Annotated in this window: 13 protein-coding genes and 1 riboswitch; of the genes, 7 read left to right on the plus strand and 6 right to left on the minus strand. The window is 65.6% G+C overall.

The features are described 5' to 3' along the window. The first annotated feature begins 54 nt into the window (after window positions 1-54). The 6 genes from CCZ28_RS11885 to CCZ28_RS11910 all read left to right on the plus strand — a co-directional run bounded on the left by CCZ28_RS11885 (window position 55) and on the right by CCZ28_RS11910 (window position 6,671). Complete coding sequence (locus CCZ28_RS11885) at window positions 55-996, plus strand: Gfo/Idh/MocA family protein (protein WP_140218253.1); 942 nt, start codon at window positions 55-57, stop codon at window positions 994-996. Window positions 997-1,116: 120 nt separating this feature from the next. Further along, window positions 1,117-2,757, plus strand: coding sequence for a methyl-accepting chemotaxis protein (locus CCZ28_RS11890; RefSeq protein WP_140218255.1), 1,641 nt, complete (start codon window positions 1,117-1,119; stop codon window positions 2,755-2,757). Between the two features lie 166 nt (window positions 2,758-2,923). After that, on the plus strand, window positions 2,924-3,178 hold the full coding sequence (locus CCZ28_RS11895) for a hypothetical protein (protein ID WP_140218257.1): 255 nt from the start codon (window positions 2,924-2,926) through the stop codon (window positions 3,176-3,178). 240 nt (window positions 3,179-3,418) lie between these two features. Further along, the gene (locus CCZ28_RS11900) at window positions 3,419-4,312 is read left to right on the plus strand and encodes an SDR family oxidoreductase (protein WP_140218259.1); all 894 of its coding nucleotides are present in this window, start codon (window positions 3,419-3,421) and stop codon (window positions 4,310-4,312) included. A 5-nt stretch (window positions 4,313-4,317) separates the two neighbouring features. After that, window positions 4,318-6,111, plus strand: a complete 1,794-nt coding sequence (locus CCZ28_RS11905) for a glycoside hydrolase family 15 protein (RefSeq protein WP_140218261.1) — start codon at window positions 4,318-4,320, stop codon at window positions 6,109-6,111. Window positions 6,112-6,113: 2 nt separating this feature from the next. Then, window positions 6,114-6,671: a DNA-3-methyladenine glycosylase gene (locus tag CCZ28_RS11910; protein ID WP_140218262.1), complete on the plus strand. Its 558-nt coding sequence runs from the start codon at window positions 6,114-6,116 to the stop codon at window positions 6,669-6,671. Window positions 6,672-6,809: 138 nt separating this feature from the next. On the opposite strand, the gene pstB is transcribed toward CCZ28_RS11910, so the two are convergent. The 4 genes from pstB to pstS form a co-directional block, all read right to left on the minus strand. Beyond that, a complete protein-coding gene (gene pstB / locus CCZ28_RS11915; protein ID WP_058764843.1) occupies window positions 6,810-7,574 on the minus strand; it encodes a phosphate ABC transporter ATP-binding protein PstB in 765 nt (254 codons plus the stop codon). Between the two features lie 5 nt (window positions 7,575-7,579). Next, on the minus strand, window positions 7,580-8,455 hold the full coding sequence (pstA, locus tag CCZ28_RS11920; protein WP_140218264.1) for a phosphate ABC transporter permease PstA: 876 nt from the start codon (window positions 8,453-8,455) through the stop codon (window positions 7,580-7,582). Next, on the minus strand, window positions 8,455-9,429 hold the full coding sequence (gene pstC / locus CCZ28_RS11925; protein WP_140218266.1) for a phosphate ABC transporter permease subunit PstC: 975 nt from the start codon (window positions 9,427-9,429) through the stop codon (window positions 8,455-8,457). The genes pstA and pstC overlap by 1 nt, the downstream gene beginning before the upstream one ends. 78 nt (window positions 9,430-9,507) lie before the next feature. Beyond that, window positions 9,508-10,533 (minus strand): phosphate ABC transporter substrate-binding protein PstS, encoded by a 1,026-nt coding sequence (gene pstS / locus CCZ28_RS11930; protein ID WP_140218268.1) that lies wholly within the window; start codon window positions 10,531-10,533, stop codon window positions 9,508-9,510. 395 nt (window positions 10,534-10,928) lie between these two features. After that, window positions 10,929-11,092, plus strand: a riboswitch (yybP-ykoY riboswitch). A 9-nt stretch (window positions 11,093-11,101) separates the two neighbouring features. Between pstS and mntP the strand changes: the two genes are divergently transcribed. Further along, window positions 11,102-11,674 (plus strand): manganese efflux pump MntP, encoded by a 573-nt coding sequence (gene mntP / locus CCZ28_RS11935; protein ID WP_140218270.1) that lies wholly within the window; start codon window positions 11,102-11,104, stop codon window positions 11,672-11,674. Between the two features lie 39 nt (window positions 11,675-11,713). Here mntP and CCZ28_RS11940 read toward each other — a convergent pair whose 3' ends face one another. Then, window positions 11,714-12,256, minus strand: a complete 543-nt coding sequence (locus tag CCZ28_RS11940; protein ID WP_140218272.1) for a cytochrome b — start codon at window positions 12,254-12,256, stop codon at window positions 11,714-11,716. Window positions 12,257-12,336: 80 nt separating this feature from the next. Beyond that, on the minus strand, window positions 12,337-14,010 hold the full coding sequence (locus CCZ28_RS11945; protein WP_140218274.1) for a phosphoethanolamine transferase: 1,674 nt from the start codon (window positions 14,008-14,010) through the stop codon (window positions 12,337-12,339). Window positions 14,011-14,097 lie beyond the last annotated feature (87 nt).

Consider the following 14,097-nt stretch of genomic DNA (forward strand, 5'->3'; position numbering starts at 1 on the left):
AACGACCGCCAAGGGGTCCATAACGGTACAGCCACCGTTAGAGGACCCCTTGTCATGCTCAGCGTCGCCATCGTCGGTTGCGAACAGATCCACGCCCAGGACTACTTGGACACCAGCCTGGCCGATCCGCGGGTACGGGTGGTGGCAGTGGCCAGCGAGCGCGACCCAGCCCGCGCCCAACGTCTCGCCGCACCCCATGGCCTGCCGGTGCTGGACGACTTCAGGCAACTGCCCGCGGTGGACCTGGCCTTCGTCACCACCGCCATCGACGACCATGAAGCCGCAGTGGCGGCCCTGTTGCCCCGCGCCCGTCACCTGTTCGTGGAAAAGCCGCTGGCCGTTTCGGCCGAGCGGGCCAGCGCCTTGGCCGAGCAACTCGCCGGACGCTCATTCTTCAGCGGTTTCTATCTGCGCACCGACCCGGCCTTGCAGCAGCTGCGGCAGCTCGCCCGGGGCGGCGCCATCGGCACACTCACCCACCTATCATTGACCGCGGGCCATCCGGGACTGCTGAAGGGTTGGCTGAGCGAGTGGCCGGCGCACCTGGACGAGGCGCGCATGGGCTACGGCGCCTTCGGCGATCTGGCCGTGCATCTGCTCGACTTCGGCGCTTGGCTCACCGACCAGCCGCTGACGGTGGAGCATTGCCGCCTGGAACGCGACCCCCGCTGGCCGCTGGATCACGGTGGCGAAGCCCTGCTGTACGCGGGGGCCCTGCCCATCCACCTGCGCGCCAGCGCCACCCTGCGCGGCCCGCGACTGGCCATCCGCCTGGATGGCAGCTCGGGAACCCTGGAACTCTCCGCCGGGCAACTGTTGCTGCACGATGCCCAGGGCAACCGCCAACTGCTGAGCGAAGGCATCGATCCCGGAGTCCCCCAGGGGGCCCAGGCGGTATTCGATCGGCTGCTCGGCCAGGAGCGTCCCGAGCTAGCCAATCTGGACGCTGCCCTTGCAGCAAATCGTCTGCTTGATCATCTCTATGGACGCCGCTGAACTGGCAAATCGCCAGCAATATCGCCAGGACGAACAGACTAAAGGTCAGTCTATTGATGCCGATAGCGAAGACATCCGGCGCACTGCTGCTGGCATCCTCCTCGCTGAAAGGAACATTCAATGGTCTGGTTCGACAATCTGGCGCTGGCGAAAAAACTCGCCATCGCCTTCGGCCTGTGCACCCTTATCACCCTCGGCATAGGTGCGGCCGGCATGAGCGGTCTCTATAGCCTGAACTCGCTGCTGGACTCGGTGCTGAACAACAATCTGCGCTCCATCACCCAGCTCAACGATGCCAAGAGCAACGTGATCGGCCACAACCGCGATCTGTTCCGGCTGATCTCCATGACCTACGCCAATGCGCCCCAGGCCGATCAGGAGCGCATCCTCGCCTCCCTGCACGCCAACCAGGCCGAAGCGGAAAAGCCCTTCGCGGACTATCGCACCACACCGCTGGAAGCCGATGAAAAGGCGGCCGGGGACGACTTCGAACGCGACTGGAAAACCTATCTCACCGGCGTCGACAGCGTGTTGGCGCGGCTGGCCGCCAAGGACCCGGCCGGTGCCTATCAGTTGGTGAACGATCAGGTGCAGCCGCTCTATCGCAAGACCATGGCCTCCTTCAAGATCATGGTGGAGTCCAACAAGCGCCAGGGCAACGAGTCCGGTGTCGCCGCCCACGCCACCTTCAGCCAGGCCTTCTGGTTGCTGGGAGGTGGACTGCTGTTGGCCGTGGTCTGCGCCCTGGTGCTGGGCATCGTCATCACCCGCCTGATCGTGACGCCGATCCGCCAGGCCGTGACCAGCGCCGAGCGTGTCGCCCAGGGCGATCTGACCCTGCCGATCCAGACCACCCGCCGCGACGAAGCCGGTCAGCTCCTGCAAGCCCTGGGCGGCATGCAGCGCAGCCTGAAGGACACCGTGCAGCAGATGGCCAGCGCCGCCAGCCAACTCGCCGCGGCCGCCGAGGAATTGCACGCGGTCACCGAGGAAACCTCGCGCGGCCAGGTGCGCCAGCACGACGAGGTGCAGCAGGCCGCCACGGCGGTCAACCAGATGACCGCCGCCGTGGAAGAGGTGGCCCGCAATGCCGCCTCTACCTCGACCGCTTCCCAGGAGACCAGCCGTGAAGCGCAACTGGGTCGTGAGCAGGTACAGCAAGCGGCCCAGGCCATGACGGTGATGACCGCCGAGATCACCGATTCCACCCAGAAGGTGCAGACCCTGGAAGGCCAGGTCCGCGAGATCGGTCAGGTACTGGAAGTCATCCGCGGCATCGCCGAGCAAACCAACCTCCTGGCGCTCAACGCCGCCATCGAGGCCGCCCGCGCCGGCGAACAGGGTCGCGGCTTCGCCGTGGTAGCGGACGAGGTGCGCGCCCTGGCCCATCGTACCCAGGGCTCTACCGGCGAGATCGAACGCATGATGAGCGCCGTGCGCGGCAGCGCCGAAGAGGCGGTGAGTGCCATGCACAAGAGCCAGACCCTGGCCGACGACACCCAGCAGCGCGCCAATCGTGCCGGCGAGGCGCTGGAGCGCATCACCGCCGGGGTGGCGCGCATCGAGGAGCGCAACCTGGTAATCGCCAGCGCCGCCGAGGAGCAGGCCCAGGTGGCCCGTGAGGTGGACCGCAACCTGATGAACATTCAGGATCTGTCCACCCAGACCGCTACCGGTGCCCAGCAGACCGCGGCCTCCAGCCAGGAGCTGTCGCGCCTGGCCACCTCCTTCCAGGGCCTGGTGGCGCAATTCCGTTATTGATCAAGCGTTCGGAAAACTTCCGACCAGCGGCCAGCCTGCCCTCGCGCCAGCGAGCGGCAGGCCTCAAGCGCAGCGGTGGGGCTCAACGTGCACGATGCGGCCCCTTGGGGATTGAACATTGCGCGCCAGGGCGGCTCTGAGCTGAACCGCTCGAATGGATGCTCCCATGCGCTTCACCTACGATGCTCGCCGCAGTTACCGCCTGATCGGCCTGGATGATGGTCGACTGGCCGGTCAATTACTCGGGGGCCAGCTGTACATCATGGTGGCAGGCGATGGCACCCAACCCATGTCCTATGCCCAGCTGGAAGACGACCAGTTGCGTACGTCCGAGGGCGACCTGATCGGCTGTCGCGAGGCGGACATCCTCACCCTGCAACGTACCGGCGTAGCCCTGCGCCTGGAACCGCTCGATCCCTGAGCGATGACTTGAAGGCTACCCGGCTAGCCGCCTCCACCTTGCGTTTTCCCAGCGCCCAATGTTCTTGGGCGCTGGCTGCCCTGCCGCCGTCGAAAAAGCGGCCTCCGTAACCAAGTCGCAAACCTCGTATGCCTTCCGATAACCGACGGGAACCTCGCCCGACCTTCGGCTTTCCATTTTCCTGAACGTCATCGAATAGGTCGCCATCCGGCACCTTTCTCGCGCTTTTCAGGAGATGTCATGTCCAGCAACAACCAGTACGCCATGCAGAACCCCCTCACCCAGTATCCCCAGCCGGAATTCCCCAAGCAGCCCCAGGAGGCGCCAGGCCTGGCCCAGGTCATGCAACCGCGTCCCGATCATGGCGAGACCAGCTACAAGGGATTTGGCCGACTGGCGGGGCGCAAGGCGCTGATCACCGGGGCGGATTCGGGGATCGGGCGGGCGACCGCCATCGCCTATGCCCGCGAGGGTGCCGACCTGGTACTCAACTACCTGCCCGAGGAGGAAGCCGACGCCCAGGAAGTGGTCAAGCTGGTGGAAGCCGAGGGTCGCCAGGCCTTTTGCCTACCCGGTGACCTGAAGGACGAGGCCTTCTGCAACCAGCTGGTGAGCAAGGCGAAGGACGTCCTCGGCGGCCTCGATATTCTGGTCAACGTGGCCGGCAAGCAGACCGCCGTGCAGGACATCGCCGAGCTGACCACCGAGCAGTTCGACGCCACCTTCAAGACCAACCTCTATGCGCTGTTCTGGCTGTGCAAGGCGGCGCTGCCGCACCTGCCGGCCGGCGCCGCCATCATCAACACCACCTCGATCCAGGCCACCCAGCCGTCGGAATTCCTGCTGGACTACGCGTCCACCAAGGCGGCCATCACCAACTTCACCAAGGCCCTGGCCAAGCAGGTCGCCAGCAAGGGCATCCGCGTCAACGCCGTGGCCCCCGGTCCCTTCTGGACCCCGCTGCAGCCCAGCGGTGGCCAGCCCCAGGACAAGATCCCCAGCTTCGGCGGCGAGACGGTGTTCAAGCGTCCGGGGCAGCCGGCCGAACTGGCACCCATCTATGTGCTGCTGGCCTCCCAGGAGTCCAGCTATGTGACCGGTGAGGTCTATGGCGCCACCGGAGGCATGGGCTGAGGGCCGTGGCGGCCTTCGACCCGGCTCGCCAGGACGGCTATGCGCCCCTGGCGGGCTATGCCGCCCTCTCCGACGGTCGTTCGGTAGCCCTGGTGGCGCCGGACGGCTCGCTGGATTGGTGGTGCGTGCCCAACATGGATTCCGCCCCGCTGTTCGACCGCCTGCTGGATGCCCCGGACGGCGGTTTCTTCGCCATTACGCCGGTGGCCGACTATCGCGTCGAACGGGCCTATCGCGAAGACAGCAATGTGCTGGAGACCTGCTTCCACACCGCCGACGGCAGCGTGCGCCTGACCGAGTCGCTCAACAGCGGCTCGGCCGGACGCCTGCCCTGGTGCGAACTGGGCCGCCGGGTGGAAGGACTCTCTGGCCAGGTCGAACTGCGTATCGAACTGGTACCGGGCACCCAGGGCCAGACCGTCTCGCCTTGGATGCGCAGCACGCCCAATGGCGAGGTCATGCATGTCGATGGCGTCATGGCCACCCTGCGCTATTGCGAGCGCCTGGAAATCCTCCAGTGCGACGACCGCCGGCTGGTGGCGCGCCTGGTACTGGAAGCCGGCCAGCGCAGCGTGTTGGCGCTGACCGCCACCGAAAACGAGCCCTTGATCGTGCCGACGCTGGAAGAGGTCGACCAGCGCATCGACCGCAGCGACCAGGCCTGGCGTGAATGGGCCCAGGGTTTCGCCTACCGGGGAGAATTCCTCTCTGAGGTGAAGCGCTCGGCCCTGGCGCTCAAGTTGCTGCTCTACTCCCCTACCGGCGCCATCGTCGCCGCGGCCACCACCTCGCTGCCGGAGCGGATCGGCGGCGACAAGAACTACGAATATCGCTATGCCTGGGTGCGCGATGCGGTCTTCACCATCAAAGCCTTCCTCTACCTGGGAGCGCTGGGCGAGGCCCAGGCGGCACTGGCCTGGATCCAGAACGTCATCCGCCGTCACGGCAATCGCCTGCACACCTGCTTCACCCTGGAAGGCGAACTGGCGCCCGAGGAACGCACCATCCCGGTTCCCGGCTATCGCGACTCCCGACCGGTGCGCGTCGGCAATCGCGCTAGCGCCCAGTGCCAGCTGAGTCTCTATGGCGACCTGCTGGAGACCTTCCGCCTCTATGCGAGCAAGGGCCACGTGCTGGATTTCGCCACCGCCAGCCTGCTCACCGACCTGGCCAATCTCTGCGCCGACAGCTGGCGCCAGCCGGATGCCGGCATGTGGGAGCTACCCGAGGAGCGGCATTACACCCTGTCCAAGCTGGGTTGCTGGTTCGCCCTGGATCGCGCCGTGACCCTGGCCCGTGAGGGCCATATCCCCGATGCCCTGTGCGGTCGCTGGCAACGGGAGCGCGACCGTATCCGCGATTGGGTCAACGAACACTGCTGGAGCGAACGCCAGCAGGCCTACACCTTCTATGCTGGCACCGAGCGCCTGGATGCCGGCCTGCTGCTGGGCATCCGCTTCGGCTTCGACGGTGGGGCACGCTCGGTCAGCACCCTCGCGGCCATCCGCCGCGAGTTGGCCCGGGGCCCGCTGGTCTATCGCTACAGCGGTGCCGAGCGCGAGGAAGGCGCCTTCCTCGCCTGTTCCTACTGGATGGTCGAAGCCCATGCGGTGCTGGGCGAGGTGGAGCAGGCCCGCGCCTTGATGCGCGAGGTACTGGCCGCCAGTCTCAACGGCGTCGGCCTGATGACCGAGATGCGCGATCCGCACGACGGCGCGGCCCTGGGCAATTTCCCCCAGGGCCTTAGCCACCTGGCCCTGGTGCATGCCGCGCTGATCCTGGAAGAACCGGAGCCCTAGGCGTGACGACACTGGATTTCAGCCGCCCGGTGGAAGAGGTCGCCCGCCAGCTGATCGGCGCCACCCTGGCGGTTGCAGGGGTGGGCGGCGTGATCGTCGAGACGGAAGCCTACGACGGCGAAGACCCGGCTTCCCACAGCTTTTCCGGCCAGACCCCACGCAACCGGGCCATGTTCGGGCCGCCGGGGCATGCCTATGTCTATCGCTCCTACGGCATCCACTGGTGCTTCAACCTGGTCTGTCGCGAGAGCGGCCATGGCGCCGGGGTCTTGATTCGGGCCTTGGAACCGCTCTGGGGGCTGGAACTCATGCGCGAGCGGCGCGGTGGGCTAGCCGATCGACTGCTCTGCGCCGGTCCGGGCCGGGTCTGCCAGGCGCTGGGCATCGACGGCAGCCACGACGGTCTGCCACTGGCTGGACCGCCCTTCCAACTGGAGCCGGCGGTCGAGCCCGTGAACGTGGTCCAGGGTCCGCGTATCGGTATCACCCGTGCCCGCGAGGTACCCTGGCGCTTCGGTCTGGCCGGCTCGCGCTATCTGAGCCGACGCTTTCCTGGCTGAGTGCAAGATAGTCCCGCCGGCCCTGCGCGACGATGGCGGACCGCCATGGCCGCGATCACGTGAGTCGAGTGATCGCTCCAGAGCCCATGAAAAAAGGCCACTCCCAGGAGTGGCCTTCAAGTACGAACGGACAAGGCTTCAGCCGAAGCGACCGGTGATGTAGTCCTCGGTCTGCTTCTTGTCCGGCTTGGTGAAGATCTTGTCGGTCTTGTCCATTTCGATCAGCTCACCCAGGTACATGAAGGCGGTGACGTCGGAACAGCGCGCCGCCTGCTGCATGTTGTGGGTGACGATCACCACGGTGAACTCCTGCTTCAGTTCTGCCAGCAGTTGCTCGATGCGTGCAGTAGAGATCGGGTCCAGTGCCGAGGTGGGTTCGTCCAGCAGCAGCACCCGCGGCCGCAGGGCGATGGTGCGGGCGATGCACAGGCGCTGCTGCTGACCACCGGAGAGCCCCAGGGCGCTCTGGTTCAGCTTGTCCTTGACCTCATCCCACAGCGCCGCGCCGCGCAGGGCCTGCTCGACGCGATCCTGCAACTCCACCCGGGACAGCCGCTCGTGGTGGCGAATGCCGTAGGCGACGTTGTCGGCGATGGACATGGGGAAAGGCACCGGCTTCTGGAACACCATGCCGATGGTGCTGCGCAGGCGGCTCAGCGAGTACTTCGGATCGAGGATGTTCTCCCCGTCCATGAGGATCTCGCCGGTCGCTTCCAGCCCCGGATACTCGGAGTAGATGCGGTTGAAGATGCGCAGCAGCGTGGACTTGCCGCATCCGGACGGGCCGATGATGGCGGTGATCTGCTTGGCCGCGATGTCCAGGTTGATCGACTTGAGCGCCTGATGGCCCTTGTAGCGGAAGCCGACGTCGCGCGCCTGCAGTTCCGGTATCTGCGTCTGCATGGTGGTCACTTGGAATCCCGGTTGCGAAAGAAGAAACGAGAGGAAAGGTTCAGGAACAGCACGAACAACGTCAGCAGCAGGGCGCCGGCCCAAGCCAGTTGCTGCCAGTTCTCGAACGGACTCATGGCGAATTGGAAGATGGTCACGGGAACGGTGGCCATGGGCTGCAGCAGGTCGGCGTTCCAGTACTGGTTACCGAAGGCGGTGAACAGCAGCGGGGCGGTCTCGCCAGTGATCCGCGCGATGGCCAGCAACACCCCGGTGACCACGCCGGCGCGGGAAGCGCGCAGCAGGATCTGCAGGGTGACCTTCCATTGCGGGATGCCCAGCGCCAGGGCCGCTTCACGCATGGCCGCGGGCTGCAGCTGCATCATTTCGTCGGTGGTACGGGTCACCACCGGCACCACCAGCATGGCCAAGGCCAGGGCGCCGGCCAGACCGGAGAAGCCTACGCTGCCGCCGGTGGCCTTGCTCAGTTGCATCACCACCACGGTGTAGATGAACAGGCCGATGACGATGGAGGGCGCCGACAAGAGGATGTCATTGACGAAGCGTACCACCAGGCCGAGCTTGGAATGGCGGGCATACTCCGCCAGCCAGAGGCCGGCCAGGATACCGATGGGTGCACCGATGGCCGTGCCCAACAGAGTGATCAGCACGCTGCCGAACAGAGCGTTGGCCAGACCGCCGTCGGCGGCACCGGGCGGCGGGGTCATCTCAATGAAGATACTCGGGCTCAGGGCGGTCATGCCCTTGAGCAGGGTGGTACCGAGGATCCAGGCCAGAAAGCTCAGGCCCAGCACGGCAGCGGCGCTGCCAAAGACCAGCGCGATACCGTTCTTGATCCGGCGCTTGCGGTAGAGATAGGCGTCGATGTGCATCAGTTACCTGCCTTGCGCGACAGCTGCGTCAGCATCAGACGCGCCGCGAGCAGCACGAAGAAGGTCACCACGAAGAGCAGGAAGCCCAGGGCCAGCAGCGCGGAACGGTGCAGGTCGGTGTAGGCCTCGTTGAATTCGTTGGCGATCACCGAGGCGATGGAGCTGCTCGGCATCATCAGCGAGAGGGAGAACTGGTGAGCGTTGCCCAGCACGAAGGTCACCGCCATGGTCTCGCCCAGGGCGCGACCCAAGCCGAGGAAGGCACCGCCGACCACCGCCGAGCGGGTGTAGGGCAGCACGATGTCCCAGCAGACTTCCCAGGTAGTGGAGCCCAGGGCGTAGGCCGACTCCTTGAGCTGGGGCGGTACGCTGCGGAATACCTCGTACATCACCGAGGTGATGAAGGGCAGGATCATGATCGCCAGGATGATACCGGCGGTGAGCATGCCGATCCCCAGCGGCGGCCCCTGGAACAGCACGCCGATGAACGGGATGGCGCCCAGGTAGTCGTTGATGAAGGGCGAAATGTGCGCGGCCATGAAAGGACCGAAGACAAACAGGCCCCACATGCCGTAGATGATCGAGGGAATGCCGGCCAGCAGTTCGACTGCGGTGGCCACCGGGCCGCGCAACCAGGTCGGCGCGATCTCGGACAGGAACAGGGCGATGCCGAAGCTGGTGGGCACGGCCAGCACCAGGGCGATCAGCGAAGTCATCAGGGTGCCGTAGATGGGCACCAGGGCGCCGAACTTCTCGGCTCCGACATCCCACTCGGCGGAGGTCAGGAAACTCAGGCCGAAGGTCATGAAGGCCTGGCGACCGCCCCAGAGGGTGGACAGGGCTGCCCCGACCAGCACCAGCAGAACCAGCAGGGCGGCGGAGAACAGCAGGCGCCGGAACCAGGTGTCCGCGCGAGTATCCCGGCGGATACGCTCTTCCTGAGCGGCCGAAAGGGGAAGGGTTTGATCGGTCATGGTGATTTCCGGTCAGCAGATCGGGATGCGCGAAGCCGCCCGGGCCCCTGAGGGATCCCGGACGGCAGGCGGTCTAACTCACTTCTTGAAATCGCTGGCCCAGTAGCCTTCGATCTGCTTGACCAGGGCTTCGGGGACCGGCACGTAGTCCAGGGCCTCGGCTTCTTTCTGGCCGTGGTCCAACGCCCACTTGAAGAATTCGAAGGCGACCTTGCTGCGCTCTTCGTTCTTCGGATCCTTGTACATCACGATCCAGGTGGTAGCGGTGATCGGCCAGGCATCGGCGCCCGGGGCGTTGGTCATCAGCAGGTTGAAGTCCTTGGCGTTCTTCCAATCAGCAGTGGCGGCAGCCGCCTGGAAGCTCTTCGAGTCGGGCTCGACGAACTTGCCGGCAGCGTTCTTCAGCTCCACGTGAGTCATCTTGTTGGTCAGCGCGTAGGCGTATTCGACGTAGCCGATGGCGCCTTTGATCTGCTTCACGTAGGCAGCGATACCTTCGTTACCCTTGCCACCCACACCGACCGGCCAGTTGACGGTGGTGCCGAAGTTGTACTTCTCCTTCCACTCGGGGCTGACCTTGGACAGGTAGTTGGTGAAGTTGTAGGAGGTGCCGGAGCCGTCGGAACGACGGACCACGGTGATGGCGCTGTCAGGCAGCTTCAGACCCGGGTTCAGCGCGGTGATGGCCGGATCGTTCCAGGTCTTCACCTCACCCATGAAGATCTTGGCCAGGACCGGACCATCCAGCTTCAGCTTGCCGGGCTCGACGCCTTCGACGTTCACCACCGGCACGATGCCGCCGATGATGGTCGGGAACTGGCCGAGGCCACCCTTCTGCAGGTCTTCGGTGCTGAGAGGAGCGTCGGTGGCGCCGAAGTCCACGGTGGCCGCCTTGATCTGGGCGATGCCGCCGCCGGAACCGATGGACTGGTAGTTGATGCGGTTGCCGGTCTTCTCGCTGAAGGTCTGCGACCACTTCGACATGACCGGATACACGAAGCTCGAACCTGCGCCCGTGATATCCACGGCGTGGGCGGCGGTGCTCAGGCAGAAGGCCGACAACAACAGGGAGAGGCTGAACGTGCGTTTCATTGGTTGCTCCATTACCTTAGTGAGGGCTGGCGCTAGGCTATTGCCGAAATGTGACAATTAAGTGTCAGCGGCATGACGAAACGAGGACGGCACCGCGCCATCATCGCTGGCGTGTTTTGCGCCCATGCCCTCCGCCTACCGCCTGCCCCTTACCTGCACCGTTGCTTTCCGTCCCGCTGTCCGGGCGACACCTACCAACTCAGGTACGACAACCCCACCTACGCCCGGGATGCCCCGGCATGACCGCCAGGGAAGCCGTGCCTCCGGCTAAAGCGAGACACCATGCGGCTTGCGTGAACCTCGACGCAGCCAGATACGGCAGACACGCAGGCAGATTTAGCCAAGGCTATATATATTAGAACTATCTACAAGATAGACTTTCTCTATCCGGCTAGGTAAGGTGGCGGCCTCTTTGGGGAGTAGCCTGCTTCCGCTGCGGCGGAAAGCGTCCTGATCAACATACTCGGCAACCGCCGTGGTCAGGACAGCCGGTCAGGGTTGGCGAGACCAGGGGCATCACCGCGCCGTGCCGGGCGTGCGGTGCTGTCTTGTGGATGCGAGCCCGGTCGGCACTGTCACAATGAACCCCGCTTCCCTGATGTTCCTGGCCTTCGCCATGTCCACCGATGCCTTCGCCGCCGCCGTCGGCAAGGGCGCCAGCCTGCACAAGCCCTGCCTGCGCGAAGCCCTGCGTACCGGCGCCATCTTCGGTGTCATCGAAGCCATCACCCCGGTGATCGGCTGGGCCGTGGGCCTCACCGCGGCCCAGTACGTGCAGCCCTGGGATCACTGGATCGCCTTCACCCTACTTACCGTGTTGGGTCTGCGCATGATCTGGGCCGGCTTCGGCGCGCCCGATGCCGAAGAGGAAAAACCGCGCCAGCACTCCTTCCTGCTGCTGGCCCTCACCGCCGTGGCCACCAGCATCGACGCCCTCGCCGTGGGCGTGGGCCTGGCCTTCATCGACGTCAACATCGTCACCGCCGCCCTGGCCATCGGCCTCGCCACCATGGTCATGGTGACCACCGGCGTGATGCTGGGCCGAGTGATGGGCAACCTGGTCGGCAAGCGGGCGGAAATGCTCGGCGGCGTGGTGCTGATCGTGGTCGGCGCCGTCATCCTGCACGAACACCTGGCGGCCGCTGCCTCCTAACGGCGCTGTTGAAGAGGGGCTCGCTGGCCCCTCTTCGCGCTAGAGCATTCGCCTCAAGGTATCGTCCTTGCGGATCAGGTGATGCCACAGCGCGGCCAGCACATGCAGGCCGATCACCCAATAGAAGGCCTGGCCCAGCCAGGCGTGTACCCCCTTGAGCGACTTCGCCAATTCCGGGTCCACGGCAAAGGGCGACGGTAGCGCCCAGGTGCTGGACGGAATCTTCACCGCGCCAATGGTCAGCCAGACGGTGAACAGCCCGAGCAACGGCTGGGCCAGCAGAAAGCCATAGAGGGCGTAGTGGGTCAGCCGGCCAATCCGCGCCAGGCCCGCCTCCAGCGGTGGCGTGATCGGCGGCACCGGATGACGGCTGCGCACCCAGAAGCGTGGCAGCACCAGCAGCAGCACCAGCAAGCCCACCCAGAAATGACTGAGCACCACCCACTGGCGCGCCAACGAGCCGCGTTCGAACTGTCCCCGGTTGGTGATCAGCACATAGGCCAGGATCACCAGCAGGGCCATGAGCCAATGCAGCAGCCGCGCGCTGCGCACATAACGGGAAACAGAAAGACCGGTGGGCATGGCAAAGTCCTTGCGCGATGAAAGGAAAAGGCGCCGGCAGTGTAGCGGCGCCCGCATTCTAGAAGTATGCCCCGAAGGCCCTAGCCACAGGGGTTCTCCGACATATCCAACAGCAAGGTGCTCAGTTGCTGCGGCGGCTGGTGCACCAGACCGGTGGGCGATTCGCAGACCCGTTGCACGAAGTTGTCGCTGAACAGCAGCTTGCCGTGGACGAAATGCTCGTCCGGACGGCGATTGGGATTGTCGATGCGGGTACCCAGGCGCTCCGCCAGCCAACTACCGGCTTCGTAGTGACTGATCCAGCGCTCGTCCTGCAGCTCGCCGAGGGCCTGGGCCGGCGCCTCTCGTGCCACCACGATCACCGGCACGTCGCTGACCTCGGGGACCAGATCGTTGTGGCCCCAGTGACCGCCCTCCCCCAGCCGCTGGCCGTGATCGCCGGTGATGATCAGATAGCGCTCACCGTCCAGACGGTCGAAATCGGCGAGGATCTCGGCGAGCAGGCCATCCAGGTAATGCAGCGAATTGTCGTAGGCATTGGCCTGGCCTTCCGCCCCCTCGTCCGGCCAGGGTGCTGGGGTGGTTTCGTGGCGGTAGTTCTGCGCATAGGGCAGGTGCGCGGTGCGCAGGTTGAGCACCACGAAGTTGCGCGGCGCCCAGCGCTGCTCGTCGAGGATCTCCAGCAGGGCACGATCCTGGCGCTGCAGGAAGCGCAGCGGATGGTCCTCGCGGGTGATGGAAACGTCCAGGTAGCGACTGCCCAGGTGCGCCAGCAACTTGGATTCCTGGGAGGACAGCCAATGGGTACGAAAGCCCGCGGCCTGGGCGAAGCGGAACAGGTTGATCTCGCCGGTACGCAGGCGCTGGTCCTGGCCGGGCTCGCGGATCGGATTGAGCAGATAGGGCAGGCTCACGTCGGTGGCCACCCCCGCCGCCACGCCGGGCCGGATCAACGCCTGCGGATTACCCTGCAGGTAGGCCGATAGCTTAGGGGTGGTATTACGCGCATAGCCAAAGGCCCCCAGGCGGTCGCTGCGCAGCGAATCGGCCACCACCAGCCAGACATGCCGCGCCGTGCTGGGCACCGGAACCAGTCCATAAGGCGCATAGCCCGTCGGCGGCAGGCTTACGTCGTCGCGTCCGGCCAGGCGTACCGCCCAGGCGGAAAAGGCGTTCAGGCTGTTGTGCAGGCCACTGCGGGCCGGGCTGGGCACGAAGGCATCGAGATTGCGGTAGGTGGCGCGATAGGGCTTGGACAGCAACACCGCGGCGATCAGCAACAGCGCCCACCGGCTGGCCGGCAAGGGCACCCGTCCCGGCAGTTGGAGATGCAGGGCGATCAGCAGGCCATAGGGCAGGCCCACGCAGAGCAGCACGGGCCAGTGCTGCGGCAGGCTGACAGCCAGCGTCTGGCGGACCTCGGCGGTATCGCCCAGCAGGGCCTGGATGTCGATGGCGCTGAGTGGCTCGCCGAAAAAGCTCAGGTTGCCCAACTGCAGGAGCTGCATCACCGCGAACAGCAGCAGGATCGACGCCGCCAGCCGCGGCAGGTTGCACAGCCAGAGCGCCAGGCTGAACACCCAGAGCGCCGCGACGTAGCCCGCCTCCAGCTCGGCGCGGTTGTTCGGGGTGAAGAGTTGCTGCAGGAAGTCGTCGCTCAGCAGTAGCAGGCAGCTCAGGCTGGTGAGCATCAGCAGGTTGCGCCAGGGTCGCCAGCCCGTGGCACGCGGGCGGGAAAGGTGCGCGAGCAGCATCAGCGGGCTCCGCGCGAAAGGGGGCGGGGATCAAGGCGAGCGGCCATGGGTAAGGCTCCGGCATCGGGAAGCCGCCACCCTGGGCAA

Origin of the sequence: Pseudomonas oryzihabitans, from assembly GCF_006384975.1 — a bacterium.
Taxonomy (GTDB): Bacteria; Pseudomonadota; Gammaproteobacteria; order Pseudomonadales; family Pseudomonadaceae; genus Chryseomonas; species Chryseomonas psychrotolerans_B.